Source organism: Sphingomonas sp. AP28, from assembly GCF_056680455.1.
Genome location: NZ_CM155283.1, coordinates 2,507,372 through 2,524,747, shown reverse-complemented (window position 1 = coordinate 2,524,747; position 17,376 = coordinate 2,507,372). Strand labels below are relative to the sequence as shown.

Annotated in this window: 18 protein-coding genes; 9 read left to right on the top strand and 9 right to left on the bottom strand. The window is 66.5% G+C overall.

Going from position 1 to position 17,376, the window contains the following annotated elements; all coding sequences use genetic code 11:
- The first annotated feature begins 24 nt into the window (after positions 1-24).
- The 6 genes from AC1MH0_RS11545 to AC1MH0_RS11520 are packed head-to-tail and all read left to right on the top strand — an operon-like array spanning position 25 to position 5,725.
- Complete coding sequence (locus AC1MH0_RS11545; protein ID WP_056053820.1) at positions 25-258, top strand: DUF6489 family protein; 234 nt, start codon at positions 25-27, stop codon at positions 256-258.
- A gap of 7 nt (positions 259-265) precedes the next feature.
- Positions 266-1,543 (top strand): tRNA uridine-5-carboxymethylaminomethyl(34) synthesis GTPase MnmE, encoded by a 1,278-nt coding sequence (gene mnmE, locus AC1MH0_RS11540; protein ID WP_480962892.1) that lies wholly within the window; start codon positions 266-268, stop codon positions 1,541-1,543.
- Positions 1,544-1,597: 54 nt separating this feature from the next.
- A complete protein-coding gene (mnmG, locus tag AC1MH0_RS11535) occupies positions 1,598-3,433 on the top strand; it encodes a tRNA uridine-5-carboxymethylaminomethyl(34) synthesis enzyme MnmG (protein ID WP_480962891.1) in 1,836 nt (611 codons plus the stop codon).
- Positions 3,430-4,050, top strand: coding sequence for a 16S rRNA (guanine(527)-N(7))-methyltransferase RsmG (gene rsmG, locus AC1MH0_RS11530; protein WP_480962890.1), 621 nt, complete (start codon positions 3,430-3,432; stop codon positions 4,048-4,050). The genes mnmG and rsmG overlap by 4 nt, the downstream gene beginning before the upstream one ends.
- On the top strand, positions 4,047-4,829 hold the full coding sequence (locus AC1MH0_RS11525) for a ParA family protein (RefSeq protein ID WP_056064325.1): 783 nt from the start codon (positions 4,047-4,049) through the stop codon (positions 4,827-4,829). Before rsmG ends, AC1MH0_RS11525 begins: the two co-directional genes overlap by 4 nt.
- Complete coding sequence (locus tag AC1MH0_RS11520) at positions 4,826-5,725, top strand: ParB/RepB/Spo0J family partition protein (protein ID WP_480962889.1); 900 nt, start codon at positions 4,826-4,828, stop codon at positions 5,723-5,725. The genes AC1MH0_RS11525 and AC1MH0_RS11520 overlap by 4 nt, the downstream gene beginning before the upstream one ends.
- Positions 5,726-6,036: 311 nt before the next feature.
- Here AC1MH0_RS11520 and holA read toward each other — a convergent pair whose 3' ends face one another.
- The 4 genes from holA to AC1MH0_RS11500 are packed head-to-tail and all read right to left on the bottom strand — an operon-like array spanning position 6,037 to position 10,715.
- A complete protein-coding gene (gene holA, locus AC1MH0_RS11515; RefSeq protein WP_480962888.1) occupies positions 6,037-7,056 on the bottom strand; it encodes a DNA polymerase III subunit delta in 1,020 nt (339 codons plus the stop codon).
- A complete protein-coding gene (gene lptE / locus AC1MH0_RS11510) occupies positions 7,053-7,583 on the bottom strand; it encodes an LPS assembly lipoprotein LptE (RefSeq protein ID WP_480962887.1) in 531 nt (176 codons plus the stop codon). Before lptE ends, holA begins: the two co-directional genes overlap by 4 nt.
- Positions 7,580-10,273: a leucine--tRNA ligase gene (gene leuS, locus AC1MH0_RS11505; RefSeq protein WP_480962886.1), complete on the bottom strand. Its 2,694-nt coding sequence runs from the start codon at positions 10,271-10,273 to the stop codon at positions 7,580-7,582. Before leuS ends, lptE begins: the two co-directional genes overlap by 4 nt.
- A gap of 10 nt (positions 10,274-10,283) precedes the next feature.
- The gene (locus AC1MH0_RS11500) at positions 10,284-10,715 is read right to left on the bottom strand and encodes a DUF3576 domain-containing protein (protein ID WP_056053843.1); all 432 of its coding nucleotides are present in this window, start codon (positions 10,713-10,715) and stop codon (positions 10,284-10,286) included.
- A 291-nt stretch (positions 10,716-11,006) separates the two neighbouring features.
- Here AC1MH0_RS11500 and AC1MH0_RS11495 point away from each other — a divergent pair, with 291 nt between their 5' ends.
- The gene (locus AC1MH0_RS11495) at positions 11,007-11,714 is read left to right on the top strand and encodes a hypothetical protein (RefSeq protein WP_480962885.1); all 708 of its coding nucleotides are present in this window, start codon (positions 11,007-11,009) and stop codon (positions 11,712-11,714) included.
- A 269-nt stretch (positions 11,715-11,983) separates the two neighbouring features.
- Here AC1MH0_RS11495 and AC1MH0_RS11490 read toward each other — a convergent pair whose 3' ends face one another.
- A complete protein-coding gene (locus AC1MH0_RS11490; RefSeq protein WP_480962884.1) occupies positions 11,984-12,502 on the bottom strand; it encodes a thiamine phosphate synthase in 519 nt (172 codons plus the stop codon).
- A gap of 22 nt (positions 12,503-12,524) precedes the next feature.
- Between AC1MH0_RS11490 and AC1MH0_RS11485 the strand changes: the two genes are divergently transcribed.
- Positions 12,525-13,199 carry a YggS family pyridoxal phosphate-dependent enzyme gene (locus AC1MH0_RS11485; protein WP_480962883.1) on the top strand — a complete coding sequence of 225 codons (675 nt, stop codon included), beginning with the start codon at positions 12,525-12,527 and terminating at the stop codon, positions 13,197-13,199.
- A complete protein-coding gene (locus tag AC1MH0_RS11480; RefSeq protein ID WP_480962882.1) occupies positions 13,196-13,876 on the top strand; it encodes an HAD family hydrolase in 681 nt (226 codons plus the stop codon). Before AC1MH0_RS11485 ends, AC1MH0_RS11480 begins: the two co-directional genes overlap by 4 nt.
- Before the next feature lie 136 nt (positions 13,877-14,012).
- Here AC1MH0_RS11480 and AC1MH0_RS11475 read toward each other — a convergent pair whose 3' ends face one another.
- From AC1MH0_RS11475 to AC1MH0_RS11460, 4 genes are all read right to left on the bottom strand, one after another.
- Entirely contained in the window at positions 14,013-14,495 is a 483-nt protein-coding gene (locus tag AC1MH0_RS11475) for a YdcF family protein (protein WP_480962881.1), read from the bottom strand.
- A gap of 29 nt (positions 14,496-14,524) precedes the next feature.
- Entirely contained in the window at positions 14,525-15,571 is a 1,047-nt protein-coding gene (gene ribA / locus AC1MH0_RS11470; protein ID WP_480962880.1) for a GTP cyclohydrolase II, read from the bottom strand.
- Positions 15,568-16,350, bottom strand: coding sequence for an exodeoxyribonuclease III (locus AC1MH0_RS11465; protein ID WP_056064788.1), 783 nt, complete (start codon positions 16,348-16,350; stop codon positions 15,568-15,570). The genes ribA and AC1MH0_RS11465 overlap by 4 nt, the downstream gene beginning before the upstream one ends.
- 343 nt (positions 16,351-16,693) lie before the next feature.
- Positions 16,694-17,323: a LolA family protein gene (locus tag AC1MH0_RS11460; RefSeq protein ID WP_480962879.1), complete on the bottom strand. Its 630-nt coding sequence runs from the start codon at positions 17,321-17,323 to the stop codon at positions 16,694-16,696.
- Between the last annotated feature and the right edge of the window lie 53 nt (positions 17,324-17,376).

The window sequence follows — 17,376 nt, the reverse complement described above, 5'->3', positions numbered from 1 at the left end:
CAAGCGTCATCGAGGGTGCGTCACATGAAGATGAATATCGAGATCGAATGCACGCCCGAAGAGGCGCGTCGCGCGGTCGGGTTGCCCGACCTGACGCCGATCCACGATCGCTATATCGCGATGATGATGGAGGCGATTCCCGACGGCCAGATGAAGCCGGAAATGCTCGAGTCGATGATGCGTGGGTGGCAGCCGATGGGCGAGGCGGGGATGGCGATGTGGAAGCGCCTGTTCGACAGCGCGACGAAAAGCGGCTGAGTTTCCCGTGAAGACGATTTTCGCGGTATCGAGCGGACGACCGCCAGCGGCGATCGCTGTCGTTCGCGTGAGCGGGCCTCAGGCGTTCGCTGCGGCCGAGATGCTGGCGGGACCATTGCCGGCGCCGCGCCACGCTAGCCTCCGGGGACTGCGGGACACCGATGGGGCGTTGCTAGATCGCGCGCTTATAATCGTGTTTCCCGGACCGGGGACGGCTACCGGCGAAGACCTGGTCGAGTTTCATTGCCATGGCGGTCGCGCGGTGATCGCGGCGGTCGAGCGTGCGTTGTCGGTGATACCCGGCCTTCGTCATGCCGAGCCGGGGGAGTTCACGCGCCGTGCTTTGACCAACGGGCGGATCGACCTGACCGAGGCGGAGGGGCTCGCCGACCTTCTCGAAGCCGAGACGGAGAGCCAGCGTATCGCGGCAATGACCGCGGCGGAAGGTCGGGTAAGCCAGGCGGTTCGCGGCTGGATGGACTCGGTCGCGATGCTGTCCGCGCGGGTCGAGGCTATGCTCGACTTCGCCGACGAGGACGACGTCGCGAGCGATACCGCGGCGTTCGACGCGATCGTCTCGGAGATCGACGCGCTCGCGGCGCAGATCGAGGCAGTGGTCAACGCCCCCCCGGTCGAGCGGCTCAAGGATGGGCTGCGGGTCGTCATTGGCGGCCCACCCAACAGCGGCAAGTCGACGTTGCTCAACCTGCTCGGCGAGCGCGATGCGGCGATCGTCTCGCCGATCTCGGGAACGACGCGCGACCGGATCGATGTGCCGGTGACGCGGAAGGGTGTCGCCTATGTGCTGACCGATACCGCGGGCTTGATCGACACGCTCGACCCGATCGAAGCGATCGGTGTCACGCGTGCGGAGGGTGCGATCGCCGCGGCGGACATCGTGATGTGGCTGGCCGATACCGCGCCGCCCCGCGCGGATGCGATCTGGATTCATGCGCGCGCCGATCTGCCGGGGCGGGGGGAACTGCCCGCTGGCCGGACATTGGCGGTCTCGCAGAACGACCGGGAATCGCTCGATGCCCTTTGGGGTGAACTGCATCGGCGAGCGATTGCGATGCTGCCGCGTGGCGATGAGATCGCATTGAAGCAGCACCAGCGCCGGCAGTGCGCCGCGGCGGTAGAGGCTCTTCGGTATCGAAGCTTGGACGCGCTTATCGTCGCCGAACACCTTCGACAGGCTCGCGCGATTCTTGCTGGCGTGCTGGGGCTCGATGCGACGGGGGAGATGCTCGACGCGCTGTTCGGACGTTTTTGCATCGGGAAGTGATGTTCCACGTGGAACATCTTTGACGCGTCGGTCGCGGCGTTCTACGGCCGTAACATGTTCGATGTAGTGGTGGTTGGCGGTGGCCATGCCGGAACCGAAGCCGCATCCGCGGCGGCGCGGAGGGGCGCGCGTACTGCGCTCGTGTCGTTCGACGCTGCGCATATTGGCGCGATGTCGTGTAATCCCGCGATCGGTGGGCTCGGTAAAGGGCACATGGTTCGCGAGGTCGACGCGTTCGACGGGCTGATCGGCCGCGCGGCCGATGCTGCCGCAATCCACTATCGGATGCTCAATCGGAGCAAGGGATCGGCGGTGCAGGGGCCTCGGATCCAGGCCGATCGGCGTCTCTATTCCGGTGCGATTCAGGCGATGCTGGCAGCTACCGAAGGGTTGTCGATCGTCGAGGGCGAGGCGACGGCGTTGCACTTCGACGGTGATCGCGTGGCTGGCGTCGTGCTGGCGGATGGCGCGATCGTGGCGGCACGTGCGGTTGTGCTGGCGACCGGGACGTTTCTGGGCGGGCGTATCTTCCGGGGTGACGATCGCGAGGAAGGGGGCCGGATTGGCGAGCGTGCGGCCAAGCCACTCGCCGACCAGTTGCGCGCGCGGGACTTGCCGATGGCGCGACTGAAGACCGGGACGCCACCACGGCTCGATGGGCGCACGATCGACTGGGGCGCGCTTGCCGAGCAGCCGTCGGACCTTGATCCCTGGACGATGTCGCCAATGACCCGTGCGCGTCCATTGCCGCAGGTCGCCTGCGCCATTACCCGCACGGCTGACGAGACTCACGCAATCATTCGCGATGCGTTTCACCGGTCGCCGCTGTTCACCGGTGCGATCGAGGCGGCGGGGCCGCGTTACTGTCCGTCGATCGAGGACAAGGTGCATCGGTTCGGCGACCGGGACGGGCACCAGGTTTTCCTCGAACCCGAGGGGCTCGATGATGCGACGGTCTATCCGAACGGGCTGTCGACGTCGCTGCCGGTCGAGGTTCAGGCGGCGATGCTGGCTAGCATTCCGGGGCTCGAGCGCGTGAGGATGACCATGCCCGGCTATGCGGTCGAATATGATTATATCGATCCGCGTGCGCTCGATACGCGGTTGGCGCTGGGTGCGATCGAGGGCGTGTTTTGCGCGGGGCAGATCAATGGCACGACCGGGTATGAGGAAGCGGCAGGGCAGGGGCTTGTCGCTGGGCTTAACGCGGCAGCGTATGCGTGCGATCTGGCGCCCGTGATCCTCGATCGCGCGTCGAGCTATCTCGGGGTGATGATCGACGACCTCACGCTACAAGGGGTGACCGAGCCATATCGGATGCTGACCGCACGCGCTGAGTTCCGGCTGTCTTTGCGCGCGGACAATGCCGAGACTCGGCTGGGCGGGATCGCGGACGCGGCTGGCTGTCTTGGACTGGAGCGGCTGGCGCATCAGCATGCACTGGCCGAGGACCGTGCTCGTTTCCGCTCGGCACTCGACTGCGAGCGGACTGCGACCCATGTGGGCGATCAGGGTGTTGCGATCGGTCGGGATGGTGCGCGGCGGACTGCGTTCGACTGGCTTCGGTTTGAGGGCGTGACGCTCTCGCATGTCGCACCGGATGCGGCGGTCGGCATCCCTACGGCGGTCGTTGACGAAGTGTTAGAGGACGCGCGCTACGCTCCCTATATCGAGCGGCAGGCGCAGGAGGTCGCGCGGTTGCGGGCCGACGAGGCGATCCGTTTGCCGGAGGATCTTGCCTATGATCGCGTGCCGGGCCTTTCGAACGAGATGATCGATCGTTTGAGCGCAGCGCGGCCGACGTCGCTGGCTGCGGCGGCGCGGGTGCGGGGGATCACCCCGGCGGCTTTGTCCGCGGTATTATTGCATACGAAACGAGTGCCAGCATGACCGAAGACGAAGCGCAGAGCTGGACGACCGAGCGGTTCGGGGCGGAGGCTACCGAGCGCTTGAACGCGTTCGTGGCGATGGTCGTCGAGGAAGCGCCGCATCAGAATCTGATCGCACCGTCGACGATCCCGACGATCTGGGATCGGCACGTGGTGGATTCGCTCCAGCTCATCGCGCTTGCAGGGGCGGATACGTCGGCGAAGCGGTGGCTCGATATCGGTACTGGCGGGGGGTTTCCCGGTATGGTCGTCGCGCTGGTTCGCGAGGGGCCGGTCGATCTGGTCGAACCTCGTCGTCGTCGCGCGGACTTTCTCCAGTTGTGTGTCGCTCGGCTCGGGCTCGGAGAACAGGTCCGCGTTCATGCATCGAAGGTGGAGAATGCCACGGCCGACGCTTCGATCATTTCCGCTCGCGCGGTCGCGTCGTTGCAAAACCTTTTGCGTGGCGCGGCGCACTGCGCCACAACGGAGACGCGGTGGTTGCTTCCTCGGGGGCGTTTCGACGAGGAGGAGCTGGCCGCGCTCAAGCAGCATTGGCGGTTTATGTTCCACGTGGAACAAAGCGTCACGAACCCGGAGTCGTCGATCGTGGTTCTGGATCGGGTAAGCGCGCGATGATCACCATCGCGGTCGCCAATCAAAAGGGCGGGGTGGGTAAGACCACCAGCGCCATCAACCTCGCGACCGCGTTGGCCGCCACAGGCATGCGCGTGTTGCTGGTCGATCTCGATCCGCAGGGCAACGCGTCGACCGGACTGGGCATCGGCCATTCGCAGCGCGAGCGCTCGAGCTATGACGTGTTGGTCGGCGAGACGTCGATCGAGGACGCGGTGGTGCATACGCGCGTGCCGCGGCTCGATATCGTCCCGGCGACGGTCGACCTGTCGGGCGCGGAGATCGAGTTGGTCGATTTCGACGCGCGCACGCACCGGCTCGATCGCGCGGTGAAGGCGGCGCAGGGACCGTGGGATATCGCGCTGATCGATTGCCCGCCGTCGCTGGGGCTGCTGACGATCAACGCGATGGTCGCGGCGGACTCGCTGCTGGTGCCGCTGCAGTGCGAGTTTTTCGCGCTTGAGGGGTTGTCGCAGTTGTTGAGTACGGTCGAGCGGATCCGCCAGCGGTTCAATCCTGGGCTGTCGATCCTTGGGGTTGCGCTGACGATGTTCGATCGGCGTAACCGGTTGACCGACCAGGTCTCGGCGGATGTTCGCGCCGTGTTGGGGAAAGTGGTGTTCGAGACGGTGATCCCGCGCAACGTGCGGCTCTCGGAGGCGCCGAGCCACGGGTTACCCGCGCTGATCTACGATCATCGCTGCTCGGGGTCGCAGGCGTATATCGCGCTCGCGCGTGAGCTGATCGGCCGGCTTCCGGCAACTGCGCAGGTTGCGGCATGAGCGACGGTAACAAACGCGGCCGGCCGGGGCTGGGCAGGGGCCTGAACGCGCTGCTCGGCGAGATGGCGCGCGAGACGCCGGTGTCGGCCGATGGTGCGGCGCAGCAATCGTCGGGTGTGCGGATGCTGCCGGTTAGTTCGCTGTCGCCGCATCCCGATCAGCCGCGGCGTCATTTCGACGAGGCGATGCTCGACGAACTCGCCGCGTCGATCGCGTCGCGCGGGCTGATCCAGCCGATCGTCGTGCGGCCGCATGGGCATGACTATCAGATCGTCGCGGGCGAGCGGCGCTGGCGGGCAGCCCAGCGCGCGCGGCTGCACGAGGTGCCGGTCGTCGTCCGCGACCTCGACGACGCCGAGACGCTCGAGATCGCGCTGATCGAGAACATCCAGCGCGAGGATCTCAACGCGATCGAAGAGGCTCAAGCGTATCAGCGGCTGGCGGGCGAGTATGGGCATACGCAGGAGGTGCTCGCCAAGATCGTCCACAAGTCGCGCAGTCATGTCGCTAATCTGTTGCGGTTGTTGGAGTTGCCGGCGCAGGTGCAATCGCAGGTAGTCGATGGATCGCTGTCGATGGGGCATGCTCGGGCGTTGCTGGGTTCGCCCGATGTGGAGTCGCTGGCGGACCAGGTGGTGGCACGGGGGCTGTCGGTGCGCGAGACCGAGAAGCTGGCGCGGGATGCAAAGCCTGGGCGGAGTCGTGGCGGTGGTGGGTCGTCCGAGCCTCGGGTGCCGGATGCGGATATCGCGGCGTTGGAGCGGCAGTTGGCGGACTTGCTGGGGTTGCAGGTCCGGGTGGCGCATACCGAGACTGGGGGGACGTTGACGTTGAATTACTCGACGTTGGACCAGCTCGATATGGTTTGCCAGCGGCTTACTGGTGGGGCGATCTAATCACGCGGGACACGCTGAACCAATCGCACCCCGCCCGTTCGTGCTGAGCGAAGTCGAAGCACCTGCGTACCGGACCATCCTTCGACTTCGCTCAGGACGAACGGGGGAGGGGGATAGGAGGGCGTGAAGGGTGGAGGATGGACCACAATCTCCGTCATCCCGGCGGAAGCCGGGACCCACGGTTGCGGTCCGCTTCATGAGCCAACGTCCCGCGTCCATGGGTCCCGGCGTGCGCCGGGATGACCGAAGGTGGGGGGCGGGAAGAGGGAAGCGCAAGCGCAAGCGGAGGCAGAGGCAGACGCGGGTGCGCGTTAGTTTCGCCGGGCGATCGCTTGGGATAGCGCCACCACCGCCGCCTCCGCGACTACCCCGCCAGCATTCCCCGATGCCATGATCGCCCGCTCGGCGGTCCGGACGCGCTGGATCGCGGTGGCGAGCATTACCGGCGACCAGCGGCGCAACGACCTAGCCGTGCTGGCCTCTTCCTTGAAGAACACCCTGTGGCGTTTCATCACCGCGTCGACCGCTTCGCCGCGGTCGATTTCGCCGCGCATGTCGGCGAGCGCGATCAGGCGGCGGACGAGTTGGCGGAGCCAGGGGATCGGCGACGTGCCGGCTTCCTCGAACACCGCGAGTTCGGCGCCGAGATCGTCGACCCGGCCCTCGATGACGGCGTCGATCGCACGGCTCATTTCAGCATCGCCGAGGTCTGCGCCGACGGCATCGAGTGCGTGGTGATCGAGGTCCGCGGGGCGGTCGGGGGCGGCGTCGAGATACAACGCAAGCTTCTCGATCTCTCGCGAAATGACGGCGCGGTCGCCGCCAGTGGTATCGACCAGGCGGCGGGCGACGCCGGGGGCGGGGCGTAGACCGTTCTCGTTGGCGATCGTCGTCGCAAGGCGTTCGGCGTCCTGCGCGGTCGGGGCGTAGCAGGCGAACGCCATCGCGCGCGGCGAGTCGATCGCGAGCTTGACGATCTTGGCGGTGGATTTGACGGTGGGGGCGATGGCGACGACGGGGTTGCCGACGCGTTCGGCCGCCAGGAGGTTGGTGAAGGCTTCGAGGCTTTCCTCGCCGGCCGAGGTGACGCGGACGAACCGGGCACCGGCGAACAAGGATAGCGACGCGGCTTCGTCGGTCAGCCGGCCGGGGTCGCTCTTGAGCGTCGAGCCGTCGAGATCGACGCGTTCGGCGTCCGCGCCCATCGCCTTGGCCAGCACGCGGGCGAGATCGCTGGCGCCGGCCTCGTCGGGGCCATGGAGCAGGTACAGGCGGATGTCGCCGCCCGGTTTGGCCAGCGCACCGCGGATCTGGCCGGCGCTGGCCTTCACTTGGCGGGCGGAGTGGCCTGCGCCGCGGCGACCGCAGGCGTGTTGCGTGCGTACAGCGCAACGCGCGCGACGATCTGGTCGGCGACGATCTGTGACAGGCGTTCGAGCGCAGTGTTCTCCGCCGCGATCGTCGCATATTCGGAACGGACGACGTCGATGCCGGCGTCCGAGCCCGCGGTCGCGTCGAGCAACACCGAGTTGTCGCCGATCCGCACGAGTTGATAGCGCGCGCGCAACGTGCGGCGTTCGCGCGAGACACTGTCGTCGGTGCGCACGCCGAGGCCGCTGATCGTGTCGTCGAGGCGGATGTCGATCCGGTAGAGCGCCGGTGCGCCGTTCGAGGGCAGGCGGTCGCGCAGCGCGGTGGCCATCAGCCAGCCGTTCTTGCCCGCGATCGGTGCGATCTCGACCTGGCCGAGCGCGCCCGCGACCGGACCGCTGCTGCCGCCTGCATAGAGCGGATGCAGGCCGCAGCCGGACAGTGCGGGAGCGAGCGCCAACGCGCCGAGGATCGCTAGGCGCTTCATGCGACGATGTTCACGAGACGGTCGGGCACGACGATCACTTTCCGGGGCGGCTTGCCCTCGAGCAGGCGGACGATTTTTTCGGAAGCGAGCGCGGCGGCTTCGACCTCGTCGTTCGGTGCGCCCTTGGGGAAGACAAGCGTGTCGCGCAGCTTGCCGTTGACCTGCACCGCGATCGTGACTTCGTCGTCGACCAGCATCGCCGGATCGACGATCGGCCAGGCGGCGTCGGCGATCAGGCCGTCATTGCCGGCGGTCGCCCAAGCTTCCTCGGCGACGTGCGGGACCATCGGGCTGACCAGCAGCAGCAACGTGCGGATCGCCTGTTCGCGGTCGGCGGAGGGCGCTGCCTTCTCGATCGCGCTACACAGCGAATAGAGCCGCGCAACCGCCTTGTTGAACTGCAAGGCGTTGATATCGCTCTCGATACCGACGGTCGTGCGGTGGCAGAGTTTGCGCAAGGCGATGTCGTCGCCCTCGGCCTTAGCGGAATCGTCGGACTCGATCAGGCGCCAGAGACGCTGGACGAACCGCCACGCGCCTTCGATGCCGGATTCGCTCCACGGGAGATCGCGCTCGGGGGGCGAGTCGGAGAGCACGAACCAGCGCACCGCGTCGGCGCCATACTGGTCGACGATCGGCTCGGGATCGACGGTGTTCTTCTTCGACTTCGACATCTTCGTCACGCGACCGACCGTCACGGGCCCGCCGGTCGCGATCTCGATATACCCTGCATCGGTCTTGCGGACCTCATCGGGAGACAGCCACTTCGTCTTTACCGGCGCGTCGCTCGAATCGTCGTCGTCGGTGTCGGCCTCCGGCTGCGCGTCGCCGGCATCGCCTCGGCTATAGGTCTCGTGCGTGACCATGCCTTGCGTGAACAGGCCGGCGAACGGCTCGGCGATGTCGAGCATGCCGATATGCTTCAGCGCGCGTGTCCAGAAGCGGGCATAAAGCAGGTGCAGGATCGCATGCTCGACGCCGCCGATGTACTGGTTGACCGGCAGCCACTTCTCCGCGCCCGACCGGTCGAACGGCTTCGCGTCCGGCTGGCTGGCGAAGCGGATGAAATACCACGACGAATCGACGAACGTGTCGAGCGTATCGGTCTCGCGCCGCGCAGGGCCTGCGCAGGACGGGCAGGGGACGTGCTTCCAGGTCGGATGGCGATCGAGCGGGTTGCCGGGGATGTCGAAGCTGACGTCCTCGGGCAGCACGATCGGCAGCTGGTCCTTGGGCACCGGCACCGCGCCGCATGCGTCGCAGTGAATGATCGGGATCGGCGTGCCCCAGTAACGCTGGCGGCTGACGCCCCAGTCGCGCAGGCGGAACACGGTCGTGCCCTTGCCCCAGCCTTCGCCCTCGGCGCGCTCGATCACGACGCGCTTGGCGTCCTCGATGTCCATGCCATCGAGAAAGTGCGAGTTCACGATGGTGCCCGCGCCGGTCCAGGCGGTGTCGCCGACGAACACGGGGGCCTCGTCATCGCCTTCGCTGACGACGCGCTTGACGGGCAGGTCGTATTTGCGCGCGAAATCGAGATCGCGCTGGTCGTGCGCCGGGACGCCGAACACCGCGCCGGTGCCGTATTCCATCAGCACGAAGTTCGCGATGTAGACGGGGAGGTCCCACGTCTTGTCGAGCGGATGCACCGCGCGAATGCCGGTGTCGAAGCCGAGCTTTTCCTGCGTGTCGAGTTCGGCCGCGGTCGTGCCGCCACGCTTGCAGAGTTCGATGAAGGCGGCGGCGTCGGGGTTCGTCTCGGCGATCGCGCGGGCGATCGGGTGATCCGCGGCGACCGCGACGAAGCTCGATCCGAACATCGTGTCGGGGCGGGTGGTGAAGACCTCGACGAATTCCTCCCCGGAACGGGGAGGGGGACCATCCGCAGGATGGGGGAGGGGGCTGTCAACGGGCGCTGCCGTATGTGGCGTGCCCCCTCCACCCCCGGCTTCGCCGGCGGTCCCCCTCCCCGTGCCGGGGAGGAGTTGGAACTTGAACTGCAGCCCCTGGCTGCGGCCGATCCAGTTCTCCTGCATCAGCTTGACCTTGTCGGGCCAGTGCTCGAGCGCACCCAGCCCGTCGACCAGCTCGTCGGCGAAGTCGGTGATCTTCAGGAACCACTGCGACAGCTTCCGCCGCTCGACCAGCGCGCCAGAGCGCCAGCCGCGACCGTCGATCACCTGCTCGTTGGCGAGCACGGTCATGTCGACCGGATCCCAGTTGACCGCCGATTCCTTGCGATAGACCAAGCCCGCCGCGAACAGGTCGAGGAACAGCGCCTGCTCGTGGCCATAATATTCAGGCTCGCACGTCGCCAGTTCGCGCGTCCAGTCGAGCGCGAAGCCGAGCCGCTTCAGCTGCGCCTTCATCGTCGCGATGTTGGCGCGCGTCCAGTTGCCCGGATGCACGCCCTTTTCCATCGCCGCGTTCTCGGCGGGCATACCGAACGCGTCCCAGCCCATCGGATGGAGCACTTCCATGCCCTTCATCCGACGGAACCGCGCGAGCACGTCGCCCATCGTGTAGTTCCGGACATGCCCCATGTGGATGCGCCCCGACGGATAGGGGAACATCTCGAGCACGTACGAACGCGGCTTGGTCGACCGATCGTCGGCGGCGAACGTCTTGCGCTCGTCCCAGACCTTCTGCCACGCCGCGTCCGCCTTCAACGCATTGAAACGCGACGCCATTATGTCGTCCTCAGCCCGCGATCGAGGCGCGGCGCAGGTCGCGGGCCTTGGTCAGGATGATGTCCTCAAGCTTCTGCGTGGTCGCGGCCTGGACCGGCGACGACACCCACTGGCCGTTGCGGTTGACTTCGCGGAGGGCAGCGACGCGCAGCGCATCGGCGCGCAGATCCTGGTCGAGGATCGAGACGGTGACCTTCATGCGTTCGGTCGGGGTCTGCGGATTGATGTACCAGTCGGTGACGATCACGCCGCCATTGGAGTCGGTCTGGAGCAACGGCATGAAGCCGAGCGTGTCGAGGCTCGCGCGCCAGAGGTAGCTGTTCACGCCGATCGTCGTGATCTTCGACGCGGCGAGATCCGCCTTGGGACGCGCCGATCCGCCGCCGCAAGCGACGAGGGGCAGGGCAAACAGCACGACTGCGATACGCGAGCGGCGGAACATGGGCATCATCCTGGCAAGAAAATCAGCCCTTGCTCTACAGGCGAGCCCGCGTGCCCGCAAGCAGACGCCCGCATGCGCGACGAGCGTATGCGCGGGGGGCTGGCCCGACTGGGAGAGCAGCCGATTCGGTAGCGCTATCGCGTCGAGCTGTGTGCTGATTGCAACACTGTCCGACAATTCGGCGACGAAGGGTGGGAATGGGCGGTTCTGCGGCCTTTGCTGTGGATCAATTCATGTTAGATGCGGTTTAACAGGATCCGATTACGGGATTCGAAGGACAGATTCGTTGTGATGACGCGTGGGGGAATAGTTGGGGTGGTTGCCGGGGCGCTTGTCGCCACCGCCGCAATCGTCGCGCCTGCCTTCGGCGCCAGCGAACAGCCCGCCCGGATCGCCAAGCATAACGTCGCCGCGGTTCGCGGTATCGGATCGTTCACGCCGGCCGCTGCCGACCCCCGCCTTGCCGCGATGTTCGCGCGCGGTGGCTTCGACGCCGGCAGCTTCAAGTTCACGCCCGCCGAAACGCGGCAGGACAACCGCGCGGTGACCGTCGCGGTCCGTGCGCAGACCAACCGCGGTGTCGCGAACACGGCCAGCCTCGCTTCGACCACGCCGACCGTCGGTATGGCGCCGATCGCCTACAACCTCGGCATGTCGGTGGGCTGGAAGCGGTTCGCGATTTCGGGTGACGTGAACAAGCTCGATCTCGGCGTGATGCCGGGTGGGCGTGAGGCGGCTGACCTTGCGGTGAGCTATAGCGCGAAGAAGTTCAGCGGCACCGTGAAGGCCGTGGCGGACCGTCCGCTGTCGAGCGCGCCGCACCTCGTCGAGGAAGCGCCGAGCTATTCGGTCGATCTTGGCGGGTCCTACGCTCTGACGCGTAGCCTCGCGGTGACGGCCGGCGTGCGGTATCGGTCGGACCGCGAGCGCTTCGTGAAGGTCGATGACGACCGTCGCGACAGCCAGGCCGTGTATCTGGGCACCGCCTTCCGCTTCTAGGCGTCCAGCAAAGTGGTACTTTGCTGGAGTTTTTGAACGGTCGGGAGACCTTGCTGGGTCGCCTTTTTCTGTCAGGGACAGAGTTCGGTACAGCCTACCCTTCACCGTCGCCCCAGCGAAAACTGGGGTATTCCTCGATACGGTTGACGTGGGCCCCAGTGTGACATCCCAGCTTTTGCCGGGATGACGGGGGTAGGGTAAGCGACGGGTGTTCGTTCTCGCTTAGCCGCTAACGTTACGTTTTATCTGAGAGGGAATGGCCTCAGCAGCTAACGGATCCACGCATCGATCGCGGCCCAGCCGTGGAAACCGAAACGCTGGATGCGCCGCCAGTGCAACTCGGTCATTCCGCCTAGTGCGATCATTGGTATCCCGAGTCCTCGTCCGATCCGCATGGCCCGCGCTGGACCGATCCCCGCGGCGCCGTCGTGCGACCGAGTAACGTGGATCGGCGACACGAACAGGGCATCAGCTCCGGCGCGCTTGCCAGCCAACCCCTCGCTTCTCGAATGCGCTGGCCAGGTTCTGATCCCGTGAGTCTGGGTCTGACCATGTACACCGTCAGCCGCGATCGTAGACTTTCCGGCCACTACAACGACTAGCCGGCGCGACTGTGCGATGTGCTTCACCCGCCGCAGCAATGCCCGCCGTTCTCGCTCGGGCGTGGCATAATGTCGAAACACCACGCCCGATCCCGGCGGCAACTGCCTGAGCGCACGCCACATGGCGTCGCCCATCCGTTCGTCCGTCATCAGCCAGCGCGCGGGAATGGGGTTACGACGGGCCACGCCGCTGCCTATAGCGCGCCGCATGATTGCTGACGACACCACCAAATTGCAGGCCATCCGCACCCGGATCGCCAAGGCCGCCGAGATCGCCGATCGCCGCGCGGACGACGTGACGCTGATCGCGGTCTCCAAGACGCACCCGGTCGAGGCGATCGAGCCGTTGCTCGTCGAGGGCCAGCGCGTGTTCGGCGAGAACCGCGTTCAGGAAGCGTCGGAGAAATGGCCGGCATTGCGTGCGGCGTATCCCAACGTCGAACTGCACCTGATCGGGCAGCTTCAATCGAACAAGGCGGCCGAGGCGGTGGCGTTGTTCGACTGCATCCATGCGGTCGATCGCCCGTCGCTGGTCACCGCGCTGGGGAAGGCGATGGAGGCGAGCGATCGTCGGCCGGACTGTTTCCTCCAGGTCAACATCGGCGACGAACCGCAAAAGGGCGGCTGCGCGATCGCGGACCTGCCTGCGCTGGTGGAGCAAGCGCGCGCCGCCGGCCTGCCGATCGCGGGACTGATGTGCCTGCCGCCCGCGGACATCGAGCCGGCGCCGTATTTCGCTCTGCTGGCAAAGCTCGCGCGCGATCACGGGCTGACCGGGCTGAGCATGGGCATGTCCGACGATTTCGAGACCGCGGTGACGATCGGCGCGACTCATGTCCGGATCGGCAGCGCGTTGTTCGGCGCTCGGGGGACGGGCGCATGAGCATACCGGTTCGGTTCGACGCGCTGCTGTTCGACTTCGACGGCGTGCTGATCGACAGCGAAGCCGTTGGTAACCGCCACATTGCCGAATGGCTCACTGCCGCGGGCCACCCGACTAGCGCTGAAGATTCGATGGCGAACTTCATGGGGCTCGCCGGGCCGCAGTTTATCGACGCGATCGAGCGCTGGATCGACCGGCCCTTGCCCGAAGAGTTCTACGCCGCGCGCAAGGCCGAGGACGCGCGCGTGATGGCGGCTGGCGTCGACGCGATCGAGGGTGCGGTGGCGTTCGTCCGCTCGCTCCCTGCCGACCTGCCCAAGGCGATCGTTTCGTCGAGCCCGGTTAGCTGGATCGCGCGGCACCTCGAGCATATCGGCTTGCGCGATGCGTTCGGCGACCATCTCTATAGCGGGCGTGAGCATGTGACGAACGGCAAGCCGGCGCCTGATCTGTATCTGTTCGGCGCGCGTCAGCTTGGGGTCGATATCGCGCGGACGGCGATCCTTGAAGATTCTCCTGTCGGCGCGACCGGCGCGGTGGCGTCAGGCGGCTACGTCATCGGCTTGTCGGCGGGGTCGCATTGCAATGCCGAGCATGGTGCTCGGCTTAAGGCGATCGGTGTCGATGCGCTGGCGGAGAGCTTCGCCGACGTGACCCGGTTGGTTGGAAGCATTTGATCGGAGCCTGGGAGTCTCCTGCCTCCTTGTTCTCCCGCGAAGGCGGGAGCCCAGTCTGGGTCCCCGCCTTCGCGGGGAAACAAACTGGACGACGGGCAAGGGTGCTCCGCTCGACCAGCGTGGAGGCGATGGTCGCTTAGCCCGCCCGCTTACCTCGCCAGATCGCACCGATCCCCGCGACCAGATCATACGGAATCGCCGCCGCTTCCCGCGATCGCATCTTGAGCTGGTACCGCCGGCTCCCCCCATGCGGCACGTGAATCGCGCTTGCGGGCATGCCGAGCATCGCGAACAGCATCCGGATGCGGGGCTGGTGGTAGCCGTCGGTACAGATCATGCACTGCGCATAGTGGCCCGCGCGCGCGAACGCGGTCGCCGCGACGACGCTCTGCAGCGTATCCACGCTCGCCTCGTCGAGATGGATCCGCGACCGGTCGACCGTTTCCGCCAGTACATCCGCCATCACCGACGCTTCCGAAGGTCCATGCGTCCCCTTCGCGCCCGAGCAGAACAGGTCCGCATCGACATAGCGCGCCGCCGCCGCCGCTGCGAACGCGATGCGGCGGGCAAGGGTGGGGCTCGGGCTGCCGTCGGGACGAACGGCCGCGCCGAACACCACGATCAGGCGCCGTGAGGGAGGAATTTCGGTCAGAACTGATGACCCGTGCGGTCGCGCTTGGTCGCGAGATACTGCGCGTTGTGCGGGTTCGACGGGAGGAAATGCGGCACGCGTTCGATCACCGTCACGCCCGCCGCTTCGAGTCCGGCGACCTTGGCGGGGTTGTTGGTCAGCAGCCGAATTTCGCGCTGGCCGAGCAGCGTCAGCATCCGCGCCGCCACCCCGAAATCGCGCGCATCGACCGCGAACCCGAGCCGCGTGTTTGCATCGACTGTATCGAAGCCCTGGTCCTGCAACGCATACGCACGCAGCTTGTTGACGAGGCCGATGCCGCGGCCTTCCTGGCGCAGATACAGCAGGATACCCCAGCCGCCATGCTGGATCGCGTGGATCGCGGCGTGCAGCTGCGGCCCGCAATCGCATTTGAGGCTGCCGAGCACGTCGCCCGTCAGGCACTCGCTGTGGAGGCGGACCAACGGCGGCTGACCATTGGGCTGGCCGATCAGCAGTGCGATATGCTCGTCCGCGCTCTCGGGGCTGCGAAACGCGACGATCTCCGCATCCTCCGCGCCCTCGACGGGGAGGCGTGCGCGCGCCGCGAGTGTCAGTCGGTTCGCGTCTTCGTGTGCGTCGATGTCCGCGCGGGCGATGCGGACCTCGGGTTCGCCCGTGCCGAGGAAGAACGCCGGCAGCAATCCCGCGATCCGGGCAAGTCGCAAGGCAGCTGCCGCCGCGTCCGTATCGGCGAGCGGGAGCGTCTGGAACGGACCCTTGAGGGGGGTGGCTAGGTCGAACTGTGGATCGGCCAGCGCGGTCGCGGCGGCGAAGTCGATCCAGGGGGCGCGATCGACGAGTACGGGCTCGGTCGGATCCGCGGCTGCGAGCTGGTTCGCGAGCTTCAACGTTGCCGCGCGACCCGACGAGATCAGGACGCCGCCATTCGCGTCGGGATCGAACGCTGCCAACCGCTCTGCATCCGCCGTCTCGACCGCGAGCAGGACTAGCCCGTCGATCGCGATCGGCCAGCCGCGCCTGAGCGCATCGACCGCGCGGGCGGCGGCGCGGGGGTTGGTCAAAACGCGAACTCGGTCATGATCGGGACGTGGTCGGACGGCTTCAGCCAGCTTCGGCAGCGTTCGTAGACGTGATGCGACACCGCGGCTTCGGCGGCGGCACCGGTTGCCCACATGTGATCGAGCCGGCGACCGCGGTCCGACGCGGCCCAATCCTTCGCGCGGTAGCTCCACCAAGTGAACAGGCGCGCGGGGGCGGGGTGGAAATGGCGGCCGAGATCGACCCAGTCGCCTGCCGCCTGCAACTTGCCGAGTGCCTCGACCTCGATCGGGGTGTGGCTGACGACGTCGAGCAACTGCTTGTGGCTCCACACGTCGGATTCGAGCGGGGCGATGTTGAAGTCGCCGACGAGGATGGTTGGGCCTGGCAGCGTTTCGGACCAGGTCGTCATGCGGTCGATGAAGTCGAGCTTCTGACCGAACTTCGGGTTCACCTCGCGATTGGGGACGTCGCCGCCGGCGGGGACGTAGACGTTTTCGAGCCGTACGCCGTTTTCTAGCCGGACGCCGATGTGGCGCGCCTCGCTGTTCGCCTGCCAGTCGAAGCGGTCGTCCTCGACGATCGGGACTCGGCTGAGGATCGCGACGCCGTGGTGCATGCGCTGGCCGTGCAGGACGATATGTTCGTAGCCGAGCGCGCGGAATGCCTCCAACGGGAAGTCGCCGTCGATGACCTTGGTCTCCTGCAGGCACAGGATGTCGGGCTGCTCGTCGCGCAGAAACTGTTCGACGATGGCGATCCGGAAACGGACCGAGTTGATGTTCCAGGAGACGATCTTCACCCGCGCGATGTAGCGTTGCGGGGGGGTGGGGACAAGGAACGCTGCTGGGGAGCGGAAGAAGGGAGAAGTCAGAAGGCGCCATCGGCAAAGCCGCTGTCGTCGGACGGGCTTTGCCCGCCGGCCGCGCTTGAGCGAGTCATGAAGACGCAGTCTTCTTGCCGCTCTACGCGAAAGACCCCCGCTCCGGGGGCATGGAGCGAGGGCCGACTCAGCGTTCGTCACGCAGGCAAGAAATGGGGAAACCATCCGGGCAACAGGGGGAAAAATCCCGAATGCCCCACATCCGCGAGCCACTCTCTAGGGGCCCGAACCTGTCGCTTGCATGAATGACACGAATTTTATGTTATTTCCTTACACCCGTGCGGCGCGGATCGTTCCAGCGGAAGCTGTTGTCGCTGACAGGTTCGCCGAACTTCTGGTTGGTCAGGCGGATCGTCGTGCGGTTGTTCTGGCTGTCGAGCGCGACCCAGCCCTGCAGCATCAGCCCGCCCGGCGCACTCGCGTTGCGGACGAACACCAGCGTGATCCGGCCATATTCCGGGTGCTTCGGATCGTTCGCCTCGACCGACACGATCCGCTGGTCATAGCCGGGGCCGAGTTTGGCATAGCGCGTGATGTCGCGGGTCGGATCGAGCAGCACGCCCAGCGGCGAGTTCTTGATCGGCCAGCGCTGTACCTGCTTCACCGAATAATCGATGAAGGTCAGCGCACCGCCCTCCGCGACGATCAGGATCGGCACGCCCTTCTCGTACTGGAACCGCAGCTTGCCGGGCTTCTTCAGCGTCAGCACGCCGGTCAGCACCTTGCCGTTGCGATCCGCCTGCGAGAAATTCGCGGTCATCGTCTCGACCGATTGCAGGTGCTTCTGCACGGCGGCGAGGTCACCAGTCGCCTGCGCGGCGATCGGGGAGGGCACGGCGGCGACGGACAAAGCGGCGATCGTCGCGATCACCGCGGGGCGGGTATTGAACATCGAAATCTCCTCAAGGCGCGACCGTTGCCCGCCCGTGCTTGAACCGCCACTGA

Bases quoted from the DNA above. Each gene is read 5' to 3' on its own strand.
- AC1MH0_RS11545 (WP_056053820.1), top strand. From the start codon at position 25: ATGAAGATGAATATCGAGATCGAATGCACGCCCGAAGAGGCGCGTCGC.
- mnmG (WP_480962891.1), top strand. From the start codon at position 1,598: ATGTTCGATGTAGTGGTGGTTGGCGGTGGCCATGCCGGAACCGAAGCC.
- rsmG (WP_480962890.1), top strand. From the start codon at position 3,430: ATGACCGAAGACGAAGCGCAGAGCTGGACGACCGAGCGGTTCGGGGCG.
- AC1MH0_RS11525 (WP_056064325.1), top strand. From the start codon at position 4,047: ATGATCACCATCGCGGTCGCCAATCAAAAGGGCGGGGTGGGTAAGACC.
- AC1MH0_RS11520 (WP_480962889.1), top strand. From the start codon at position 4,826: ATGAGCGACGGTAACAAACGCGGCCGGCCGGGGCTGGGCAGGGGCCTG.
- lptE (WP_480962887.1), bottom strand. From the start codon at position 7,583: ATGAAGCGCCTAGCGATCCTCGGCGCGTTGGCGCTCGCTCCCGCACTG.
- leuS (WP_480962886.1), bottom strand. From the start codon at position 10,273: ATGGCGTCGCGTTTCAATGCGTTGAAGGCGGACGCGGCGTGGCAGAAG.
- AC1MH0_RS11500 (WP_056053843.1), bottom strand. From the start codon at position 10,715: ATGTTCCGCCGCTCGCGTATCGCAGTCGTGCTGTTTGCCCTGCCCCTC.
- AC1MH0_RS11495 (WP_480962885.1), top strand. From the start codon at position 11,007: ATGACGCGTGGGGGAATAGTTGGGGTGGTTGCCGGGGCGCTTGTCGCC.
- AC1MH0_RS11485 (WP_480962883.1), top strand. From the start codon at position 12,525: ATGATTGCTGACGACACCACCAAATTGCAGGCCATCCGCACCCGGATC.
- AC1MH0_RS11480 (WP_480962882.1), top strand. From the start codon at position 13,196: ATGAGCATACCGGTTCGGTTCGACGCGCTGCTGTTCGACTTCGACGGC.
- AC1MH0_RS11460 (WP_480962879.1), bottom strand. From the start codon at position 17,323: ATGTTCAATACCCGCCCCGCGGTGATCGCGACGATCGCCGCTTTGTCC.